The sequence below is a fragment of the Streptomyces sp. NPDC048392 genome, from assembly GCF_043200575.1.
Classification (GTDB): Bacteria; Actinomycetota; Actinomycetes; order Streptomycetales; family Streptomycetaceae; genus Streptomyces.
The window spans coordinates 21,442-42,242 of sequence record NZ_JBICYB010000027.1 but is presented as its reverse complement, the minus strand read 5'-3'; the positions used below and the strand labels follow the sequence as shown (position 1 = coordinate 42,242).

The window sequence follows — 20,801 nt, the reverse complement described above, 5'->3', positions numbered from 1 at the left end:
CGCAAGACGGGGTCATTGGGAGAAGTGGGACAGCCTCGTGGCCGCCCGGGTACGGGCGGATCGCGTGGGGCCGGGCACGTCGAGTAGCGTTGCCGACCATGCGTCTCGTCATTGCCCGCTGCTCCGTCGACTACGCCGGGCGGCTCACCGCCCACCTGCCCTCGGCTCCCCGGCTGATCCTGGTCAAGGCGGACGGCAGCGTCTCGATCCACGCCGACGACCGGGCCTACAAGCCCCTCAACTGGATGTCGCCGCCCTGCACGCTGAAGGAGGGTTCGGGCGAGGAGGAGGGCGTCTGGACCGTCGTCAACAAGGCGGGCGAGAAGCTCATCCTCACGATGGAGGAGATCCTCCACGACTCCTCGCACGAACTGGGCGTCGATCCCGGCCTGATCAAGGACGGCGTGGAAGCACACCTCCAGGAGCTGCTCGCCGACCGCATCGACACCCTGGGCGAGGGTTACACGCTCATCCGCCGCGAGTACATGACCGCCATCGGCCCCGTCGACATCCTGTGCCGTGACGCCCGGGGCGGGACCGTCGCGGTCGAGATCAAGCGGCGCGGTGAGATCGACGGCGTGGAACAACTCACGCGCTACCTGGAGTTGTTGAACCGCGATCCGCATCTCGCCCCGGTACGCGGCGTCTTCGCCGCCCAGGAGATCAAGCCGCAGGCGCGCGTGCTGGCCACGGACCGCGGCATCGGCTGCCAGGTGCTGGACTACAACGCCCTGCGGGGCATCGAGGACGACAAGCTGCGGCTGTTCTGAGGGCGCGTCACGTACGGCGTGGGGAGGGCCGGGGCCGTGTGGCGGACCCGGCCCTCCTTCGCTGTTCGCCGTCCGGCGGGATCAGATGATCTGGCCCGTCGTCGGGTCCGGCTCGGTCGGCCCGCCGGTGCCGGTGCTGCTCTGCGAGGCGGTGGCGGTGCCTGCCGGGGAGCTGGCGGCGGTGGGGGTGGCGGTGCCGCCGGCACTGTTGGAGACGGGCGGCGGTTCGGTGGGCTGCGAGGGCGAGCCGCTCGGGGTGCCGGGGTCCGTGGGCTCCTCGCTGTCGGGGGGAGTCTCCGATTCGGGGTCGCTCGGCTCCGACGGGGACGGAGGATCCGACGGCTCGTGGGACGTGGGCGGTTTGGACGACGAGGACGGGTCGTCCGGTTCGTGCGAGTTCCCCGGGTCGTTCGAGCCGGCGTCGCCGGGCTGCCCGGTCTCGCTCGGCCCGCCCGAAGGCCGCCCCGAATCCGTCGGCGTCGGGTCGTCCGACGTGCCCGGGGTGCCGTCCGGGCCGGAGTCGGTCGGTCTGCCGGTCGTGTCCTGGCCCCGGCCGTCGTCGGAGGGCCGGTCGGCGCCGAGGTCGCCGTCCCCGATGCCCTGGCTGGCCGGCGGGTTGACGCCGACCTCGTTGGAGGGATCACCGGCGTCGTTCTCGGACGTGGCCCCGAGGGTCACGACCGTGCCGAGCACGGCGACGAGCAGCGCGCCCGCCCCGGCGGCCACCAGGTTGCGCCGCGCGAAGCCCTTGAAGCCGCCGTCGGCTGTGCGGGACAGCCCCTGGGCGGGATCGCGTCCGGTGACGAGCGTAGGGGACTGCGGGGACTGCGGGGGCTGCTGGAGCGGCGGGAAGGGCGCGGGAACGCCTGCGGAGAGCGACACCGGCTCCTCGTCGCGGGCGTCGGGCGCCCCCTCCCCCGCGGTGGGCCCGAGTCCGGCGCCCACGACGCCGAATCCGGCGACGGCCCCCGCGGCACCGAACGCGTCCGCGCCGCTGCCCAGGCCGGGAGTGTCCCCGGTGCGGTCGGCGACCAGCGCGAGGGCGCGGCGGCCGGCCACGGCGCCCCGCTTGTCGGAGAGCGCGCCGCGCAGCCCGATGGACGCCTCCAGCTCGGCGCGCGCCCGGTCCAGCTGGTCCTCGCACAGCGCGAGGACGCCGAGTTCGTGGTGGAAGTAGGCCTGCTCGGCGACGTCACCGGCGAGCCGGGAGGCCTCGGTGCCGGAGCGCAGCGCCCGCTTCCAGGCGCTCCAGTGCAGTCCGGCGGCGAACGCGGGCGCCGCGGTGCGGGCCAGCTGGACGGCCGGGCTCTCCTCGTCCTCGGCGGTCGGGCTCGTCGCCGGCACCAGCACGGCCAGGGCGGCCAGCACGGCGTCCGCCTCCGCGCAGACCCGCTCCGGGGTGACCGAGGGGTGCCCGGCCCACCAGGCGTAGTGCTGGGCGGCGGCCTGCGCCTTGTCCGGTACGTCGTCGGCGTAGCCCGCGCTCTCCAGCTGGGTGAGCACCCCGGCGGCCAGCCGGTAGCGGGAACCGACCGGGGAGACCAGCCCGCAGTCGGTCAGCTCGCCGAGGGCGGCGTCCGCGTGGGTGTCGCCGACCAGGGCGGGCAGATGCGCCTGGTGCGGCACCTCGCCGCCGAGCGCGACGGCGAACTGCAGGGTGGCGCGGGCGGAGGCGCTCAGCCGGGAGGCGAGCAGCTGCGCGGGCGCGGCGGCCTCGCCGAGGGACGGCAGGGGTACGTCGTCGGCCTCGGTCGCGTCGTAGGGCGTGTCGTCGGCCGGGCGGGCGTCGGCGAAGACGCCGAACTCGTCGACGGCGTCGGCGCCGGCCCGCTGGCGGTCCCGCCGGCGCAGCAGGGCACCGGCCTGGACGAAGCGCAGCGGCAGGCCCTCGGACTCGAACCAGAGGTCGCCGGCCCAGTTGGCCTCCTCCTCGGTCAGGGACCGGCCGGCGGCGCGCTCCAGCAGCTCCACGCCGTGCGAGCGGTCCAGACCGGTGAGGAAGACCTCCTCGACGGCCGAGTCGGCGGAGGGGGCGGGCACGTCCGGGGTGGCGCCGATGAGGAAGGCGCACTCGGGGGTGGCGTCCAGCAGCTCGTCGAGGGCGGTGCCGCCGAACTCGACGTCGTCCAGGACGACGACCGCTCCGACCTCCCGGAGGCGGTCGAGGAGTTCCGTCCGGCCCGGACGGTGCAGGGGCGCGCGGTGCACGGCGTAGAAGAGGTCGTGGAGCAGGTCGTCGACGGTGCGGCGGAAGCCGCTGAGCCGGACGACGCCGTCGGGCGCGAGGCCCCCGCAGTCCTCGGCGACGACGTCGAGGAGGCTGGTGCGGCCGGAGCCGGCGGGGCCGGTGAGGCGGACGGAACGGCCGCGGGCGAGCAGCCGCACCAGGCGTTCGCGTTCGTCCTCGCGGGCCAGCAGGCCCAGTACCGTGCGGACCGGTCCCGGCGGCGCGGGCGGCTTCACGGCGCGCTCCGCGTCGGCGCGTTCGGCCGCGGTGAGCTTCTCGGGCCGCGCGGGCCGCTCCCCGGGCGGGCAGACCTCGATCTCGCTGCCGTCGACGGGGTTGACGGTGAGCAGGAAGTCGCCGGACACCAGCTGCACCGTGCGGGCGAGCGCGGGCGCGTGCTGTCCGAAGTCGGAGGTGAGGGGATCCCTGGGCGGGCGCGGGCGCGGCGCCTGGTGGTCGCCGTCCCGGCCGTACTCCTCAGGGCCCCGGTTGTTCGGCTCCATAGGTTCAAGCCCCCCAAAAGCGTCGTGTGCAGGGCCCCGGTCGGGGCCACCCTCCCGGCCTTGCCGCACACCGCGCTGTCGCTTCTGGTCCGGGCCCGCCGACGGGTTGCAAGAGGGCGGGCAGCCAGACCCTAAACCTTCGCTCAGTATCTCCGACAGTCCGGGGTGCCGACCCGTCCGAGACGTCACGGTCTCGTGAGGATTGCGTGTGCCGGACGTTCGTCGGGCGGTTCGCCGAGTGGTGTACGGGTCTCCCCGGTCCGCCGAATCACACCGGCCCGCCGCCTCACACCCGGGGCAGGGTCTCCACGCCGATGCCGCCCTCGATGGCGAGGATGCGGTGCAGCCGGGTGGCCACCAGCAGGCGCTGCATCTGCGGCGGTACGCCGCGCAGCACCAGTCGCCTGCCGCAGCGGCCGGCCCGCCGGTGGGCTCCCATGATCACGCCGAGTCCGGTGGCGTCCCAGGAGTCCAGCTCTGACAGGTCCAGCACCAGGTCACCGGCTCCGTCGTCGACGGCCGAGTGCAGGACCGTACGGGCGTCCGCCGCGCTGCGGACGTCGAGGCGGCCCCCGACGACCAGCTCGACGTGGTCGCCCCTGATGTGCATATGCGCTCCCCGGCGTGCGTCTTCCTCGACGTCTGTGCGTTGCTGTCTCGTTGCTGTCCGTGCGGTGTGGTCTCTCGGCGATATCAGGTGTTGCACCCTCTGACTGGCCGAAACGACCGGAGGTTGCCGCCTGTAAGCGAACCGATACCGAATTCACCCCGGCGTGTGATGTCTGCCGGGGCTGGTGCGACCTCAGTGCTTGTAGAAGCCCTGCCCGCTCTTGCGGCCGATGTCACCGGCGTCCACCATCCGGCGCATCAGCTCCGGCGGGGCGAACTTCTCGTCCTGGGACTCGGTGTAGATGTTGCCCGTGGCGTGCAGCAGGATGTCGACGCCCGTCAGGTCGGCGGTGGCCAGCGGTCCCATGGCGTGGCCGAAGCCCAGCTTGCAGGCGAGGTCGATGTCCTCGGCGGTGGCCACGCCCGACTCGTACAGCTTCGCGGCCTCGACGACGAGGGCGGAGACGAGACGGGTGGTCACGAAGCCGGCGACGTCGCGGTTGACGACGATGCAGGTCTTGCCGGCGGACTCGGCGAACTCGCGTGCGGTGGCGAGCGTTTCGTCGCTTGTCTTGTAGCCGCGCACCAGCTCGCACAGCTGCATCATCGGGACCGGCGAGAAGAAGTGGGTGCCGACGACGCGCTCGGGGCGCTCCGTCACCGCCGCGATCTTGGTGATCGGGATGGCGGAGGTGTTGGACGCGAGGATCGCCCCGTCCTTCACCAGTTTGTCGAGGGCGCGGAAGATCTCGTGCTTGACCTCGAGCTTCTCGAAGACGGCCTCGACGACGACGTCCGCGTCGGCGGCGGCGTCCAGGTCGGTGGTCGCGGTGATGCGCGCGAGGGCGGCCTCGGCGTCGTCGGCGGTGAGCTTCCCCTTGGCGACGAACTTGTCGCAGGACGCCCTGATGCCGTCCGTGCCGCGCCGCAGCGCCTCGTCGGTGACGTCCCTCAGGACGACGTCCCAGCCCGCCTGCGCGGAGACCTGGGCGATGCCGGACCCCATGAGACCGGCTCCGATGACGGCGAGCTTCCGTGCCACTGTGCGACTCCCCTGATACGCGCTGATTCTCGTCTCTCGGCCGGAGATTAGCGGGCGTGAGGCGCTGTGTGACCGGTTAGTAACGCGCGTCACGTCTCAGATGACGGACATCACACCGCGGTGTGCCATTCGGGTGTCAGGGCGCGCCCCGTACGGCGTAGTTGAGCACCTTCGCGCTCAGCAGCTCCTCCATCTCGTCAAGCAGCAGGAGCATGTCGCGGGAGACCTCGGACGGCTTGCCGCCGGCCATCATGCGCTGGCCGATGGTCGCGAGGACCGTGCCGTGCAGCCAGTTCATCTGACCTGCCATCAGGGCGGGTGTCAGGTCGTCGTCCGCACTGCCGGTCTCCTCTCGCAGGGTCCGCTCCAGGTCGAGGAGCACCTCCTGGCCGATCGCCCACATCCGTGAGCGCAGGGCGGGCGAGTCCTGGATGACCCTCATGAACTTCGCATAGCCGTCCATCAGGCCGACCCGGGGCGAGACCGTCTCGACCTCCTCGCGCAGCTCGCGCAGGACGGCGTGCGCCGCCGACTCCCCGTCGCGCCGCCCGCGCACCCAGCGGGAGAGCCGGTCGACCACGCCCCTGGAGCGGTCGAGGAAGAGGCTCTCCTTGGCCGGGAAGTAGTTGTAGACGGTGTTGACGGAGACGTTCGCGGCGTCCGCGACCTCCGCCACCGTCACGGCCTCGAAGCCGCGCTCCAGGAACAGCCCCGTGGCGACATCCGAGATGTACTGCCGGGTCTGCCGCTTCTTCCGTTCCCTGAGTCCCTGGGCCATGTCCGCATCCTAGCTTCGCTGGGGCCGGTAGAAATTTGGAGTCGTTGCAAAATTGCAGTGACTCTGTTTTTCTGGGCGCATGGCAATCATCAGTACGGTCGCCCTGTCCCGCACCTTCACGACGAAGCACGGCCCGGTCGAAGCGGTGCGCGGCATCGACCTCACCGTCCGCGAGGGCGAGATCCTGGGCCTCCTCGGCCCCAACGGCGCGGGCAAGACCACCACCCTGCGGATGCTCACCACGCTGCTCGCCCCGACCGGCGGCGCGGCCACCGTCGCCGGTCACGACCTCGCGGCCGACCCGGCGGGGGTGCGCCGGGCCTGCGGCTACGTGGCGCAGGCCGGTGGGGTGGACGCGCAGATCACCGTGCGGGAGGAGCTGGTCACCCAGGGCCGCCTGTACCGGCTGTCCCGGGCGCGGGCCGTCGAGCGCGCCGGGGAGCTGGCCCGCGACCTCGGGCTCACCGGGCTGCTCGACCGCAGGTGCGGCGCGCTCTCCGGCGGGCAGCGGCGCCGGCTGGACATCGCCATGGCGCTCACGCACCGCCCGGAGGTGCTCTTCCTGGACGAGCCGACGACCGGTCTCGACCCGGGCAGCCGTGCCGATCTGTGGGACCTGGTCCGCCGGCTGCGCGACGAACACGGCACCACCGTCCTCCTGACCACCCACTACCTCGACGAGGCCGACGCCCTCTCCGACCGCCTGGTGGTCGTGGACCGGGGCGTGGTGGCGGCCGAGGGCACGCCGGGCGCGCTGAAGCTGGAGTACGGCGGCTCGCTCGACGCCTCCCTCCAGGACACCTTCCTGGCCGTGACCGGCCGCAGCGCCGCACCCGCCGACGCCGCACCCGCGGCCGTCTAGGACCCCGAGACCCGAGGACTTCCGATGCTGCTCCACGACACCGGCCTCATCTACGGCCGCTATCTGCGCCAGTCCCTGCGCTCCCGCTTCGCGCTGCTGTTCGGCGTGCTGATGCCGCTGCTGTACCTGCTCTTCTTCGGTCCGCTGCTGACCGATCTGCCGCTCGGCGGACAGGGCAGCTCCTGGCAGGTGCTCGTGCCCGGACTGCTGCTCCAGCTCGGCCTGTTCGGCGCCTCCTTCGCCGGTTTCTCGGTCATCATCGAGAACGGCCGGGGAGTGGTCGAGCGGATGCGGGTCACGCCGGTGAGCCGGCTGGCACTGCTGCTGGGCCGGGTGCTGCGGGACGCCACGGTGTTCGCCTTCCAGGCGGTGCTGCTGGTGCTGGCGGCCCTGGTGATGGGCCTGCGCGCGCCGCTGCCCGGCGTACTGATCGGGTTCGCGTTCGTCGCCCTGCTCACGGTGTCGCTGGCCTCACTGTCGTACGCGCTGGCGCTGAAGGTCCGTACGCCGCAGGAGTTCGGGCCGGCGGTCAACGCGCTGACGATGCCGTCGATGCTGTTGTCCGGCCTGATGCTCCCGATGACCCTGGGCCCGGCGTGGCTGGACGTGCTGTCGCACCTGATGCCGTTCCGCTACCTGGTGGACGCGGTGCGGGACGCGTACGTCGGCTCCTACGCGACGCCGCACATGCTGTACGGCGTCCTGGTGGCCGGCGCCTTCACCGCGCTGGCCGTGACGGTGGGCACACGCGTGTTCCGTACCGCCGGAGCCTAACTACGCTGGTCCCATGGTCAACCTGACGCGCATCTACACCCGGACCGGCGACCGGGGCACCACCGCCCTCGGCGACATGAGCCGGGTCCCCAAGACCGACCTCAGGATCTCCGCGTACGCCGACGCCAACGAGGCGAACGCGGTGATCGGCACGGCGATCGCGCTGGGCGGTCTGCACGAGGAGGTCGTCCAGGTCCTCGTCCGCGTGCAGAACGACCTGTTCGACGTGGGGGCGGACCTCTCCACACCGGTGGTGGAGAACCCGGAGTTCCCGCCGCTGCGGGTCGAGCAGTTCTACGTCGACAAGCTGGAGGCGGACTGCGACCGCTTCCTGGCCGAGGTGGAGAAACTCCGCTCCTTCATCCTGCCCGGCGGCACCCCCGGCGCGGCCCTGCTGCACCAGGCGTGCACGGTGGTCCGCCGGGCCGAGCGCTCCACGTGGGCGGCGCTGGAGGCCCACGGCGAGACCATGAACCCCCTGACGGCGACCTACCTGAACCGCCTCTCGGACCTGCTCTTCATCCTGGCCCGCGCGGCCAACAAGGAGGTCGGCGACGTGCTGTGGGTGCCGGGCGGGGAGCGCTAGGCCGACCGGCGCGCGGCCCCGTACAGACCCCGCGCGCTCTGCGCGCCGCCGACGCACATCAGCACCATGCCGACCTTGGCCGGAGTGACCACGGGGACCTCCACGTCGCCGGCGAGCAGCCACAGTGCCAGGCCGACGAGCAGGGTGACGAGGCCCTCCAGCAGGTACTTCGACGCCCGGCTCACCGGCGTGCCTCCTGCCGCCGCCGCTCGGCCGTACCCTCCCGCGCCCCGGCCGGCGCCTTCTTCGGAAAGATCAGGTACGCGAGGGCGACGAGGCCGTGGATGCCGGCGACCCTGAGCGCCGTCCACTGGAAGGCACGCAGGGACGAGACGTCGCCCGCGTCACCGACGTACCAGACCGCGCCCTGGAGCAGTGCGCAGGCCACGGCCGCGCCGAGCAGCGTGCGCAGCCACAGCCGGCCCTCGTGCCGGGCCCGGGGCATGCCGTGGCGCGGGGGCCTGGCCGGGGGCGGGCCGCCGGCCAGGCGGTGGGCGGCGTGGCCGTCGAGCCGGCGGATCGTGTAGTGGCCGTAGGCGACCGTGTAACCGATGTAGAGCGCCGCCAGGCCGTGCTCCCAGCCCGGCTCGGCGCCGTTCTTGAGGTCGTACGCCGTCACGGCGAACAGCACCAGCTCCAGCACGGGCTCGCACAGCAGCAGGAACACACTGGTGCGGCGCAGGTTCAAGAGGTAGCGGGCACCGAGCCCGAGCGCCAGCAGCACCCAGAACCCGATCTCGCAGGCGATGATCAACGCGACGACCACGACGCACTCCCTTCGTTCACCCCTCCAGGATCCCGTCGGAATCCGTCGCGTTCGTCGTCGCCGGTGACGAACCTCCGGTACATCGAAAGATGCAGTGCGGGACCGTTCCGCGGGACCGGGCGAGCGGGGCGTGCGCCGTGTTGGATGGTGTCATGACCCTCCGCCTCCCCCGCCCGCGCCGCTTCGACGTGTACGCCGCGTCGGCCGGTCTGCTCGGCGGGGTGCTGCTGTGGGGCATCGGACTGGGGGTGCGGCCCGCCGACGAGCCGATCGTGCTCTTCGACGGCCGCTGGCCGCCGCTGGTGCCGCTCGCCGTCATGGCGGGCTGCGAGCTGCTGCGCCGGGCCGCGCCACGCACCGGGCTGCTGACCGGTACCGCCGCGCTGATCGCGGACACGCTCACGCAGGGCAGCCTGGTCACGGTGATCATGTACACCGACGTGATGTACGCCGCCGTGCTGTACGGTTCGCCCGCCTCGGCCCGCCGCATTCCGTGGATCACCGGGCTGCTCACCGTGGCCGGGACCCTCGTGCCGTTCGCGCTGTGGCGGGTGCCCGAGGCGCTGCTCATCGGTGTCGCCGTCGGCATCGTGTCGTTCGCGCCCGCCTCCACGGGGCTCATCGTGCGCAACCACCGCGAGGCCGCCGACGCCGCCCTGCTCAGGGCCCAGCAGACCGCACTGCTGGCCGAGATGGACCGCGTCCAGGCGGTGACGGCGGAACGCTCCCGGATGGCCCGCGAGCTGCACGACCTGGTCGCGGGCCACCTCTCCGCGATCGCCGTCCACTCCACGGCCGCGCTCTCCCTGGACGACGCGGCGACCACCCGGCAGGCGCTCGGCGTGATCCGCGAGAACAGCGTGGCGGGACTGGCCGAGATGCGACGCCTGATCGGCATCCTGCGGGACGACGGCGGGGACACCGAGCCGGCCGCCGCCCCCACCCTCGACGGGCTCGGCGCGCTGGTCGAGGGCGCCCGTGCCAACGGACTCGACGTCACCCTGGACGCGGCGCCCGGCGAGAACCTGCCCGCGCCGGTCGAGCTGGCCGCGTACCGGATCGTGCAGGAGTCGCTCACCAACGCGCTCAAGCACGCCTCGAAGGGCACGGTCCGGGTCCGGCTCACCCGGCGGGACGACGCCCTGCGGGTCCGGGTGACCAGCCCGTACTGCGACCGGGGCACCCCGCGCGCCCCCGGTTCCGGCGCCGGTCTGGTGGGGATGCGGGAGCGGGCCGCGCTGCTGCACGGCACGTTCGAGGCCGGGCCGGTGGCGGAGCCCGGCTGGGTGGGCGACAGGATCTGGGCGGTACACGCCACCCTGCCCCTGACCGGAGGAGACGTCACATGATCCGCGTCCTCGTCGCCGAGGACCAGTCCGCCGTCCGCGCGGGGCTGGTGCTGATCCTGGGCAGCGCACCGGACATCGAGGTGGCAGGCGAGGCCGCGGACGGCGAGCGGGCGGTGGCCCTCGCCCGCGAGCTGCGGCCGGACGTGGTGCTGATGGACGTACAGATGCCCCGCCTGGACGGCGTGTCGGCGACCCGGGCGGTGGTCGGGGAGGGCCTCGCCGACGTGCTGGTGCTGACCACCTTCGATCTGGACGAGTACGTCTTCGGGGCGCTGCGGGCGGGAGCCGCCGGATTCCTGCTGAAGAACACCGACGCGAAGGACCTGCTGACCGCCGTGCGCACGGTGGCGGGCGGCGAGGGCATCGTGGCGCCGGCCGTCACCCGGCGGCTGATCGCCGAGTTCGCCACGGCGCCGGTCCGGAAGCCGGCCGCCGGTCCGGCGGTGCTGCGGGACCTGACCCGGCGTGAGCGCGAGGTCCTGTCCTGTCTCGGCGAGGGACTGTCCAACGCCGCGGTCGCCGAGCGGCTGGACATGGCGGAGGCCACGGTGAAGACGCACGTCAGCCGACTGCTGGGGAAGCTGGGGCTGCGCAGCCGGGTGCAAGCGGCGGTGCTCGCTCAGGAGTTGGGGATCTAGTCTCCGTCCCGACTACAGGCCGTGGCAGTGGTCCAGACCTATTGACCTATGGTCCAGACCTTTCTATCCTCGCGGCACTGCGGGTATGAGGCTCAGTCATGCCCACAACACAACCCCACATAAGGAGGCGCAGCATGCGCTTCAGACACAGAGTCGCGGCACTGGTCGCGACGCTGTCCCTCCCGCTGGCCGGTCTGGTCGGTCTCGCGAGTCCGGCCCAGGCCGCGACCAGCGCGACGGCCACCTTCGCCAAGACCTCGGACTGGGGCACGGGCTTCGGCGGCAGCTGGACGGTGAAGAACACCGGCACCACGTCCCTCAGCTCCTGGACCGTCGAGTGGGACTTCCCCACCGGCACCAAGGTCACCTCTGCCTGGGACGCCACCGTCACCAACTCCGGCGACCACTGGACGGCCAAGAACGTCGGCTGGAACGGGACGCTCGCCCCCGGCGCCTCGGTCTCCTTCGGCTTCAACGGCAGCGGCCCCGGCTCCCCGTCCAACTGCCGGCTCAACGGCGGCAGCTGCGACGGCACCTCCGTCCCCGGCGACGAGGCCCCCTCGGCGCCCGGCACGCCCACCGCCTCCGGCATCACCGACACCTCGGTGAAGCTGTCCTGGTCGGCGGCCACCGACGACAAGGGCATCAAGAACTACGACGTGCTGCGTGACGGCGCGAAGGTCGCCACGGTCACCGGCACCACCTACACCAACACGGGCCTGACCGCCGGCACCGACTACTCCTACACCGTCAAGGCCCGCGACACCGCCGACCAGACCGGCCCGGCCAGCGGCGCGGTCAGGGTCCGCACCACCGGCGGCGACGACGGCGGCAACCCGGGCGGCGGCGACGCGGTCAAGCTCGGCTACTTCACCAACTGGGGCGTCTACGGGCGCAACTACCACGTGAAGAACCTGGTCACCTCCGGCTCCGCCGAGAAGATCACGCACATCAACTACGCCTTCGGCAACGTCCAGGGCGGCAAGTGCACCATCGGCGACGCCTACGCCGACTACGACAAGGCGTACACGGCCGACCAGTCCGTCGACGGCGTCGCCGACACCTGGGACCAGCCGCTGCGCGGCAACTTCAACCAGCTGCGCAAGCTGAAGGCCAAGTACCCGAACATCAAGGTCATCTGGTCCTTCGGCGGCTGGACCTGGTCCGGCGGCTTCCCCGACGCGGTCAAGAACCCGGCCGCCTTCGCGAAGTCCTGCCACGACCTGGTCGAGGACCCGCGCTGGGCCGACGTCTTCGACGGCATCGACCTGGACTGGGAGTACCCCAACGCCTGTGGTCTCAGCTGTGACACCACCAGCGGCAAGACCGCCTTCAGCTCCATGATGAAGGCCATGCGCGCCGAGTTCGGCAACGACCTGGTCACCGCGGCCGTCACCGCCGACGCCTCCGACGGCGGCAAGATCGAGGCCGCCGACTACGGCACCGCCGCGCAGTACATCGACTGGTACAACGTGATGACGTACGACTTCTTCGGCGCCTGGGCGAAGAACGGCCCGACCGCTCCGCACTCGCCGCTGACCTCGTACGACGGGATCCCGCAGCAGGGCTTCAACTCCGCGGAGGCGATCGCCGGGTTCAAGGCGGCGGGCGTGCCCTCCGACAAGCTGCTGCTCGGCATCGGCTTCTACGGCCGCGGCTGGACCGGCGTCACGCAGTCCGCGCCCGGCGGCACCGCGACCGGCCCGGCGACCGGCACGTACGAGGCGGGCATCGAGGACTACAAGGTCCTCAGGAACAGCTGCCCGGCCACCGGCACCGTCGCCGGCACCGCGTACGCGCACTGCGGCACCGACTGGTGGTCCTACGACACCCCGGCGACCGTCAGGTCCAAGATGGACTGGGCCCAGCAGCAGAAGCTCGGCGGAGCCTTCTTCTGGGAGTTCAGCGGCGACACCGCGAACGGCGAACTGGTGAGCGCCATCGACGGCGGCCTCAAGTAGTACGGGCCGCGCGACACTGACGCTCCCCCGGACTGGTCCGGGGACCTCCCGCCCGGACAGCGCGGTGAAGGTGGCTACGCCACGTTCACCCGCTGTCCGGGCGGGGCTGCTTCCAGCCACGCCAGGAATCCGGTCAGCGCGTCTTCGCTCATCGCCAGTTCGAGCCGTGTGCCCCGGTGCAGACAGGCCAGGACCACGGCGTCGGAGAGCAACGCGAGCTCCTCCTCGCCGTCGGGCAACCGGCGGCCGGCCACCTCGATCGCGGAGCGTTCGAGCACGCGGCGCGGGCGGGGGGAGTACGAGAAGACGCGGTACCACTCGACCCGGTCGCCGTTGTAGCGGGCCACCCCGTAGGCCCAGCCCTTGCCGCCGGCGTCGCCCTCCTTGGGGGCGTCCCAGCGCACCGAACAGTCGAAGGTGCCGCCAGATCGCTGGATCAGCCGGCGGCGCAGACCGAAGACGAAGAGCCCGATGACCACCAGGGCGACGACAATCCCGCACACGGTCAGAGCGAGGGCCATCGACACCGACCTCCTCGTCTCCTAGGTAACGGAACGGAAAAAACACCCGGATCTGCCTCAGCCGCGGCCGGGTCCGGATGGCTCCGGTCCCAGCCGCGGCTGAGTGACGTCATGGCACGACGCTATCGCACAGTGCTGTGGATCAGTGTCCCGCCGCCGCACGCAGTCGGACGTCCGCGCGGCGCTCGGCGTGGGCGTCGCCCTCCGCCTTCGCGCGCTCGAGCTCCCGCTCGGCGCTCTGGACGTCGATCTCGTCCGACAGCTCGGCGATCTCGGCCAGCAGCGACAGCTTGTCGTCGGCGAACGAGATGAAACCGCCGTGCACCGCGGCGACGACCGTCCCGCCGTCACTCGTACGAATGGTCACCGGGCCCGACTCCAGCACACCGAGCAGCGGCTGGTGACCGGGCATGACGCCGATGTCGCCGGACGTGGTGCGCGCGACGACCAGGGTGGCCTCGCCGGACCAGACCTCTCGGTCGGCCGCGACCAACGCGACGTGCAGCTCAGCAGCCAAGGTGGCTCCTCGGGTCACCACCCGGCGGGAGAGCCGGGTGTTGGTTACAAGTCTAAGGGGCGTGACGGAGGGGACGGGGCGCGCCCGCCCCCTCCGGTGTGAGCCCTGGGGCTCACGGTGAGCGCGAGGCTCAGGAGACGCCGAGCTCCTTGGCGTTGTTCTTCAGGTCCTCGATGCCACCGCACATGAAGAACGCCTGCTCCGGGAAGTGGTCGTACTCACCGTCGCAGATCGAGTTGAACGCGGCGATCGACTCCTCCAGCGGCACGTCCGAACCGTCCACGCCGGTGAACTGCTTGGCGACGTGGGTGTTCTGGGACAGGAAGCGCTCCACGCGACGGGCACGGTGGACGACGAGCTTGTCCTCCTCGCCGAGCTCGTCGATGCCGAGGATCGCGATGATGTCCTGCAGGTCCTTGTACTTCTGCAGGATGTTCTTCACGCGCATCGCGGCGTTGTAGTGGTCCGCCGCGATGTACCGCGGGTCGAGGATGCGGGACGTCGAGTCCAGCGGGTCCACGGCCGGGTAGATGCCCTTCTCGGAGATCGGACGGGACAGCACCGTCGTCGCGTCGAGGTGGGCGAAGGTGGTGGCCGGGGCCGGGTCGGTCAGGTCGTCCGCGGGGACGTAGATCGCCTGCATCGAGGTGATCGAGTGACCACGGGTCGAGGTGATGCGCTCCTGGAGGAGACCCATCTCGTCGGCCAGGTTCGGCTGGTAGCCCACCGCGGAGGGCATGCGGCCGAGCAGCGTCGACACCTCGGAACCCGCCTGGGTGAAGCGGAAGATGTTGTCGATGAAGAACAGCACGTCCTGCTTCTGGACGTCACGGAAGTACTCGGCCATGGTCAGGCCGGCCAGCGCGACGCGCAGACGGGTGCCCGGCGGCTCGTCCATCTGACCGAAGACCAGCGCGGTCTTGTCGATCACGCCGGACTCGCTCATCTCGTCGATGAGGTCGTTGCCCTCACGGGTGCGCTCACCGACACCGGCGAACACCGAGACACCGTCGTGGTTGTTGGCGACGCGGTAGATCATCTCCTGGATGAGCACCGTCTTGCCGACACCGGCACCACCGAACAGACCGATCTTGCCGCCCTTGACGTACGGGGTCAGCAGGTCGATGACCTTGACGCCGGTCTCGAACATCTCGGTCTTCGACTCGAGCTCGTCGAAGTTCGGCGCCTTGCGGTGGATCGGCCAGCGCTCACCGGTGTACTGCTCGTCGACGTTCAGGACCTCGCCGAGGGTGTTGAACACCTTGCCCTTGGTGAAGTCGCCGACGGGGACGGAGATGGCCGCGCCCGTGTCGGTCACCGCGGCCTGGCGGACCAGGCCGTCGGTGGGCTGCATGGAGATGGTGCGGACCAGGCCGCCACCGAGGTGCTGGGCGACCTCGAGGGTCAGCGTCTTGAGCTCGCCCTCCTTGGCCGGGTCGGCGACCTCGACGTGCAGCGCGTTGTAGATCTCCGGCATCGCGTCGACGGGGAACTCCACGTCGACGACCGGGCCGATGACCCGGGCGACGCGGCCCGTGGCCGTCGCGGTCTCAACAGTGGTGGTCATTAGTTGTCACTCCCCGCGTTCGCGTCGGCCAGGGCACTGGCGCCACCGACGATCTCGCTGATTTCCTGGGTGATTTCGGCCTGGCGGGCCGCGTTGGCAAGACGGGAGAGCGTGTTGATCAGCTCGCCCGCGTTGTCGGTGGCCGACTTCATCGCGCGACGCGTGGCGGCGTGCTTGGAAGCGGCCGACTGCAGCAGCGCGTTGTAGATACGGCTCTCGACGTAGCGCGGCAGCAGGGCGTCTAGGACGTCCTCCGCCGACGGCTCGAAGTCGAACAGCGGAAGGATCTCGTCCTTCGTCGTCCCCCCGGCGGCAGCCGCGGACGTCCCGGTCGCGGCCACCTCTTCGAGGCGCAGCGGAAGCAGCCGGGAGTCGACCGCCGTCTGCGTCATCATCGAGACGAACTCGGTGTAGACGATGTGGAGCTCGTCCACGCCGCCCTCGGCCGTGTCCTTCTCGATGGCCTCGATGAGCGGCGCCGCGACCTTCTTGGCGTCCGCGTACGCCGGCTCGTCGGTGAAGCCCGTGAACGACTCCGCGACCTTGCGCTCGCGGAAGTTGTAGTGGGCAAGACCGCGCCGGCCGACGATGTACGTGTCGACCTGCCGGCCCTCACGCTCGAGGCGCTCGGTCAGCTGCTCCGCCGCCTTGATGGCGTTGGAGTTGAAGGCGCCGGCCAGACCGCGGTCGCTCGTGAGGAGCAGGACCGCGGCACGGGCCGGGTTCTCCGCCTCCGTGGTGAGCGGGTGCTTCGTGTTCGACCCGGTCCCGACCGCCGTGACCGCGCGGGTGAGCTCCTGCGCGTACGGCGTGGAGGCCGCCACCTTGCGCTGCGCCTTGACGACGCGCGAGGCGGCGATCATCTCCATCGCCTTGGTGATCTTCTTGGTCGCGGTGACGGATCGGATGCGACGCTTGTAGACCCGGAGCTGGGCTCCCATGAGTCAGGTCCCTTCCTTACGTCACTTGGCGGCGGACGGGGCGTCCTCGCCGAGCAGCCTGCCGTCCGAGGTCTCGAACTGCTTCTTGAACGCCGCGATCGCCTCGGCGATGGCCTGCAGGGTGTCGTCGGACATCTTGCCGCCCTCGCGGATGGAGGTCATCAGGCCCTGCTCCTGGCGGTGCAGGTACTCGAGGAGCTCCTTCTCGAAGCGGCGGATGTCGCCGACCGGCACCTCGTCCATCTTGCCGGTGGTGCCGGCCCAGACGGAGACGACCTGGTCCTCGGTGGACATCGGCTGGTACTGGTTCTGCTTCAGCAGCTCGACCATGCGCTGACCGCGCTCCAGCTGCGACTTCGAGGCGGCGTCCAGGTCCGAACCGAAGGCGGCGAACGCCTCCAGCTCGCGGAACTGGGCGAGGTCGACACGAAGGCGGCCGGAGACCTGCTTCATGGCCTTGTGCTGGGCGGAGCCACCGACGCGGGAGACCGAGATACCGACGTTCAGGGCCGGACGCTGACCGGCGTTGAACAGGTCGGACTCCAGGAAGCACTGGCCGTCGGTGATGGAGATGACGTTGGTCGGGATGAACGCCGACACGTCGTTGGCCTTGGTCTCGACGATCGGCAGACCCGTCATCGAACCGGCGCCCTCGGCGTCGGAGAGCTTCGCACAGCGCTCCAGCAGACGGGAGTGCAGGTAGAAGACGTCACCCGGGTAGGCCTCGCGGCCCGGCGGGCGGCGCAGCAGCAGCGACACGGCGCGGTAGGCGTCGGCCTGCTTCGACAGGTCGTCGAAGATGATCAGGACGTGCTTGCCCTCGTACATCCACTGCTGGCCGATGGCCGAGCCGGTGTACGGCGCCAGGTACTTGAAGCCGGCCGGGTCGGACGCCGGGGCGGCCACGATGGTCGTGTACTCCAGCGCGCCGTTCTCCTCCAGCGCACCGCGCACGGACGCGATGGTGGAGCCCTTCTGGCCGATGGCGACGTAGATGCAGCGGACCTGCTTGCTCGGGTCGCCGGTGCGCCAGTTGTCACGCTGGTTGATGATCGTGTCGACGGCCAGCGCGGTCTTGCCGGTCTGGCGGTCGCCGATGATCAGCTGACGCTGACCACGGCCGATCGGGGTCATGGCGTCGACGGCCTTGTAGCCCGTCTCCATCGGCTCGTGCACCGACTTGCGCTGCATGACCGTGGGGGCCTGCAGTTCGAGGGCGCGGCGGCCCTCCGTCTCGATCTCGCCGAGGCCGTCGATCGGGTTGCCGAGGGGGTCGACGACGCGGCCGAGGTAGCCCTCGCCCACGGCGACCGACAGCACCTCACCGGTGCGGGTGACCGGCTGGCCCTCCTCGATGCCGCTGAACTCACCGAGGACGACGCAACCGATCTCGCGCTCCTCGAGGTTGAGGGCGAGGCCGAGGGTGCCGTCCTCGAACTTCAGCAGTTCGTTGGCCATGGCCGAGGGAAGACCCTCGACCTTCGCGATGCCGTCGCCGGCAAGGGTGACCGTACCGACCTCCTCGCGCGAGGCCGCGTCCGGCTTGTACGACTGGACGAAGTTCTCCAGCGCGTCCCGGATCTCCTCCGGCCGGATCGTGAGCTCCGCCATCTGAGTTCCCTGCTCTCCTTGTTGGGCCCGAAGTTTCACTTGGGGGGTATTCCACGAGTCGGGGACTCCCCCCAATAAGAGGTGAATCCTCTGCACGGCCCAACCAGGGCCGTCGTAAGTACGTACTGCTTGCTGTGCTGTTGTCGCGCGGGGCGTCAGCTCGCCATCCGGCGGCCGGCGTCCTCCAGGCGGTCCGCGATGGAGCCGTTGATGACCTCGTCACCGACCTGCACCCGGACGCCTCCGACGACCTCGGGGTCGACGTCGAGGTTGAGGTGCATGGGGCGGCCGTAGAGCTTCGCGAGGGCCGCACCGAGGCGCTGCTTCTGCGTGTCGCTCAGCGGCACCGCCGAGGTGACGACGGCGACCATGCGGTCCCGCCGGTCGGCGGCGAGCTTGGACAGGGATTCGAGTCCCGACTCCAGGCTACGTCCCCGCGGCGCGGCCACAAGACGCGTGACCAGACGCTCGGTGGTCGCGTCCGCCCGCCCGCCGAGCAGGCTGCGCAGCAGCTCGCCCTTGGCCGCGGTGGTGGCCGAGGCGTTGGTGAGCGCGGCGCGCAGCTCGGTGTTGGAGGCGACGATCCGGCCGAACCGGAACAGCTCGTCCTCCACGTTGTCCAGCCGGCCCCGCTTCTGGGCGGCGGTGAGGTCGGCGGTACTCGCCAGCTCCTCCAGGGCGTCCACCAGGTCGCGCGACCGCGACCAGCGGGTGCGCACCATTCCGGCCACCAGGTCGACGGCGGTGCCGCTGACCTGGGTGCCGAGGAGACGCTGGGCGAGTTCGGCCTTGGCCTCACCGGACTGCGCCGGGTCGGTGAGGACCCGACGCAGCGACACCTCGCGGTGGAGCAGCGCGGTGACGGCGGCCAGCTCGTCGGCGAGCGAGCCGGCGTCCACGGACGTGGAGTCCGTCAGCGCGTCGAGACGCTCACGTGCGGCGGCGAAGGCCTCGCGGCTCGCTCCGTGCATCCCACTCATCGGGTTGCCTCGGCCGTCGTCGCCTTGTCGTCCAGCTCGTCCAGGAAGCGGTCGATGACGCGGCTCTGGCGGGCGTGGTCCTCCAGGGACTCGCCGACGAGCTTGCCGGCCAGGTCGGTGGCCAGCTTGCCGACGTCCTGGCGCAGCGCGGACGCGGCGGCCTTGCGGTCGGCCTGGATCTGGGCGTGACCGGCGGCGATGATCTCCTCACGCTGCCGCTGGCCTTCCGCGCGCATCTCGGCGATGAGCGTGGCGCCCTGCTCCTGCGCCTCCTGGCGCAGTCGCGCGGCCTCGTGCCGGGCCTCGGCGAGCTGTGCCTTGTACTGCTCGAGGACGCTCTGGGCCTCGGTCTGCGCGGCCTCGGCCTTCTCGATACCGCCCTCGATGGCCTCGCGGCGCTCTTCCAGAACCTTGTTGATGTTCGGGAGGAGCTTCTTGGCGAGGAAGCCGAAGACGATGACGAAGGCGATCAGACCGATGATGAGCTCGGGGATCGGCGGAACGAGAGGGTTCTCCGTCTCCGCCGCGAGCTGAACCAAGGGGTTCACATCAGTGCCTTTCGTCTAATTGGCTTGTGGTCAGCCTGAGATCAGGAGCCGTAAACGAACGGCATGACCAGACCGATCAGGGCGAGCGCCTCACAGAAGGCGAAGCCGAGGATCTGGTTGGCGCGGATCAGGCCGGCCGCCTCGGGCTGACGAGCGAGGGCCTGGGTGCCGTTGCCGAAGATGATGCCGACGCCGACGCCGGGGCCGATGGCAGCGAGGCCGTAACCGATGGAGCCGAGGGCCTTCAGGTCACCGGTAACAGCGGCAAGGGTCTGGGACATGCCAGTTCTTCCTTTTCTTTACGGACCGGTGGGGGTTGGCCACCGGACGACCAGGTGTTCGGGAGTGCGGGACACTCAGTGGTGCTCGGCGAGTGCGCCCTGGATGTAGGTGCAGGTCAGGAGAACGAAGACGTATGCCTGCAGTGCCTGGATGAAGAGCTCGAAGGCCGTCATCACGACCGTCATGATGAACGAGACACCGGCGTAGGCGAAGCCGATGCCGTTCAGCAGGTACCAGCTGGCGATCGTGAAGAGCAGCAGCAGGGTGTGGCCGGCGAACATGTTGGCGAAGAGCCGCACTGCGTGCGTGAACGGTCGGACCAGCAGGTTCGAGAAGAACTCGATGGTCATGGAGAGCGGCAGCACGGCACCGAGCGACTTGTCGTAGCCCGTGACGTTCTTGAAGAAGCCGACGAATCCGTGACGCTTGAAGGTGAGCGAGACCCACAGGATGTAGACGATCAGGGCCAGCACGAGCGGGTACGAGATGATGCCGGTGACCGGGAACTGAGCGACCGGGATGATCGACCAGAGGTTCATCATCCAGACGAAGAAGAAGAGCGCGACGACCAGCGGGACGTACTTCTCTCCTTCCTTCTTGCCGATGGTCTCGTAGACGACACCGCGGCGGATGAAGTCGTAACCGGCCTCGGCGACCATCTGGAGCTTGCCCGGGACGACCTTCGGCTTGCGGAAGGCCGCCCAGAAGAACCCGACGATGACGATCGAGCCGAGCAGCGCCAGCAACATCGTCTTGTTGAAGTAGACGTTGCTGTCCGCGTCGCCCCAGAGCGGCTCGAAGAGGAACGAGTGCAGGCCGGGAGCCGGGAAGCCACATCCGTCGAAAATGTGGCAGTCGGTCTCGAAGGCGAGCACCTGCGTCGGGTCAGCACTCACCGCGGGCTCCTTCATCGTGGCGCATGGGTACGGCAACCTCGTTGTGTCGGCGCGGCGCGGGGCCGCTGTTCGG

22 protein-coding genes are annotated in these 20,801 nt (G+C 70.7%); 7 read left to right on the top strand and 15 right to left on the bottom strand.

Annotation, left to right across the window (positions count from 1 at the left end; genetic code table 11):
• The first annotated feature begins 98 nt into the window (after positions 1-98).
• Positions 99-770, top strand: a complete 672-nt coding sequence (nucS, locus tag ACGFYH_RS28015; protein WP_393805956.1) for an endonuclease NucS — start codon at positions 99-101, stop codon at positions 768-770.
• 81 nt (positions 771-851) lie between these two features.
• On the opposite strand, the gene ACGFYH_RS28010 is transcribed toward nucS, so the two are convergent.
• From ACGFYH_RS28010 to ACGFYH_RS27995, 4 genes are all read right to left on the bottom strand, one after another.
• Positions 852-3,500 carry an ATP-binding protein gene (locus tag ACGFYH_RS28010; protein ID WP_393805955.1) on the bottom strand — a complete coding sequence of 883 codons (2,649 nt, stop codon included), beginning with the start codon at positions 3,498-3,500 and terminating at the stop codon, positions 852-854.
• 286 nt (positions 3,501-3,786) lie between these two features.
• Entirely contained in the window at positions 3,787-4,110 is a 324-nt protein-coding gene (locus tag ACGFYH_RS28005; RefSeq protein WP_087807203.1) for an STAS domain-containing protein, read from the bottom strand.
• Between the two features lie 192 nt (positions 4,111-4,302).
• On the bottom strand, positions 4,303-5,151 hold the full coding sequence (locus ACGFYH_RS28000) for a 3-hydroxyacyl-CoA dehydrogenase family protein (RefSeq protein WP_393805954.1): 849 nt from the start codon (positions 5,149-5,151) through the stop codon (positions 4,303-4,305).
• A gap of 136 nt (positions 5,152-5,287) precedes the next feature.
• On the bottom strand, positions 5,288-5,929 hold the full coding sequence (locus ACGFYH_RS27995) for a TetR/AcrR family transcriptional regulator (protein WP_393805953.1): 642 nt from the start codon (positions 5,927-5,929) through the stop codon (positions 5,288-5,290).
• A gap of 79 nt (positions 5,930-6,008) precedes the next feature.
• Here ACGFYH_RS27995 and ACGFYH_RS27990 point away from each other — a divergent pair, with 79 nt between their 5' ends.
• Genes ACGFYH_RS27990 through ACGFYH_RS27980 form a run of 3 tightly spaced genes read left to right on the top strand, consistent with a single transcriptional unit; the run spans position 6,009 to position 8,151 of the window.
• Positions 6,009-6,791: an ABC transporter ATP-binding protein gene (locus ACGFYH_RS27990; protein WP_393805952.1), complete on the top strand. Its 783-nt coding sequence runs from the start codon at positions 6,009-6,011 to the stop codon at positions 6,789-6,791.
• A gap of 24 nt (positions 6,792-6,815) precedes the next feature.
• Positions 6,816-7,565 (top strand): ABC transporter permease, encoded by a 750-nt coding sequence (locus ACGFYH_RS27985; RefSeq protein ID WP_393805951.1) that lies wholly within the window; start codon positions 6,816-6,818, stop codon positions 7,563-7,565.
• Between the two features lie 13 nt (positions 7,566-7,578).
• Positions 7,579-8,151: a cob(I)yrinic acid a,c-diamide adenosyltransferase gene (locus tag ACGFYH_RS27980; RefSeq protein ID WP_393805950.1), complete on the top strand. Its 573-nt coding sequence runs from the start codon at positions 7,579-7,581 to the stop codon at positions 8,149-8,151.
• On the opposite strand, the gene ACGFYH_RS27975 is transcribed toward ACGFYH_RS27980, so the two are convergent.
• Complete coding sequence (locus ACGFYH_RS27975) at positions 8,148-8,336, bottom strand: DUF5708 family protein (protein ID WP_393805949.1); 189 nt, start codon at positions 8,334-8,336, stop codon at positions 8,148-8,150. The two genes, ACGFYH_RS27980 and ACGFYH_RS27975, sit on opposite strands and share 4 nt — an antisense overlap.
• On the bottom strand, positions 8,333-8,917 hold the full coding sequence (locus tag ACGFYH_RS27970) for a hypothetical protein (RefSeq protein ID WP_393805948.1): 585 nt from the start codon (positions 8,915-8,917) through the stop codon (positions 8,333-8,335). The genes ACGFYH_RS27975 and ACGFYH_RS27970 overlap by 4 nt, the downstream gene beginning before the upstream one ends.
• Positions 8,918-9,069: 152 nt before the next feature.
• Between ACGFYH_RS27970 and ACGFYH_RS27965 the strand changes: the two genes are divergently transcribed.
• From ACGFYH_RS27965 to ACGFYH_RS27955, 3 genes are all read left to right on the top strand, one after another.
• Entirely contained in the window at positions 9,070-10,266 is a 1,197-nt protein-coding gene (locus tag ACGFYH_RS27965) for a sensor histidine kinase (protein WP_393805947.1), read from the top strand.
• On the top strand, positions 10,263-10,904 hold the full coding sequence (locus ACGFYH_RS27960) for a response regulator (RefSeq protein ID WP_393805946.1): 642 nt from the start codon (positions 10,263-10,265) through the stop codon (positions 10,902-10,904). The genes ACGFYH_RS27965 and ACGFYH_RS27960 overlap by 4 nt, the downstream gene beginning before the upstream one ends.
• 134 nt (positions 10,905-11,038) lie before the next feature.
• Positions 11,039-12,865 carry a glycosyl hydrolase family 18 protein gene (locus ACGFYH_RS27955; RefSeq protein WP_393805945.1) on the top strand — a complete coding sequence of 609 codons (1,827 nt, stop codon included), beginning with the start codon at positions 11,039-11,041 and terminating at the stop codon, positions 12,863-12,865.
• Between the two features lie 74 nt (positions 12,866-12,939).
• Here ACGFYH_RS27955 and ACGFYH_RS27950 read toward each other — a convergent pair whose 3' ends face one another.
• The 9 genes from ACGFYH_RS27950 to atpB form a co-directional block, all read right to left on the bottom strand.
• Positions 12,940-13,386 (bottom strand): DUF2550 domain-containing protein, encoded by a 447-nt coding sequence (locus ACGFYH_RS27950; protein WP_393805944.1) that lies wholly within the window; start codon positions 13,384-13,386, stop codon positions 12,940-12,942.
• Between the two features lie 142 nt (positions 13,387-13,528).
• On the bottom strand, positions 13,529-13,903 hold the full coding sequence (locus ACGFYH_RS27945) for a F0F1 ATP synthase subunit epsilon (protein ID WP_393805943.1): 375 nt from the start codon (positions 13,901-13,903) through the stop codon (positions 13,529-13,531).
• Positions 13,904-14,033: 130 nt separating this feature from the next.
• Positions 14,034-15,470 carry a F0F1 ATP synthase subunit beta gene (gene atpD, locus ACGFYH_RS27940; RefSeq protein WP_393805942.1) on the bottom strand — a complete coding sequence of 479 codons (1,437 nt, stop codon included), beginning with the start codon at positions 15,468-15,470 and terminating at the stop codon, positions 14,034-14,036.
• Complete coding sequence (locus tag ACGFYH_RS27935; RefSeq protein ID WP_393805941.1) at positions 15,470-16,411, bottom strand: F0F1 ATP synthase subunit gamma; 942 nt, start codon at positions 16,409-16,411, stop codon at positions 15,470-15,472. Before ACGFYH_RS27935 ends, atpD begins: the two co-directional genes overlap by 1 nt.
• A 21-nt stretch (positions 16,412-16,432) precedes the next feature.
• Complete coding sequence (gene atpA, locus ACGFYH_RS27930) at positions 16,433-18,022, bottom strand: F0F1 ATP synthase subunit alpha (protein WP_393805940.1); 1,590 nt, start codon at positions 18,020-18,022, stop codon at positions 16,433-16,435.
• Positions 18,023-18,177: 155 nt separating this feature from the next.
• On the bottom strand, positions 18,178-18,993 hold the full coding sequence (locus ACGFYH_RS27925; RefSeq protein WP_393805939.1) for a F0F1 ATP synthase subunit delta: 816 nt from the start codon (positions 18,991-18,993) through the stop codon (positions 18,178-18,180).
• A gap of 5 nt (positions 18,994-18,998) precedes the next feature.
• Positions 18,999-19,550, bottom strand: a complete 552-nt coding sequence (locus ACGFYH_RS27920; protein ID WP_393805938.1) for a F0F1 ATP synthase subunit B — start codon at positions 19,548-19,550, stop codon at positions 18,999-19,001.
• Between the two features lie 41 nt (positions 19,551-19,591).
• The gene (locus ACGFYH_RS27915) at positions 19,592-19,831 is read right to left on the bottom strand and encodes an ATP synthase subunit C (protein ID WP_005311859.1); all 240 of its coding nucleotides are present in this window, start codon (positions 19,829-19,831) and stop codon (positions 19,592-19,594) included.
• A 75-nt stretch (positions 19,832-19,906) separates the two neighbouring features.
• Positions 19,907-20,743, bottom strand: a complete 837-nt coding sequence (gene atpB / locus ACGFYH_RS27910; protein ID WP_393805937.1) for a F0F1 ATP synthase subunit A — start codon at positions 20,741-20,743, stop codon at positions 19,907-19,909.
• Positions 20,744-20,801 lie beyond the last annotated feature (58 nt).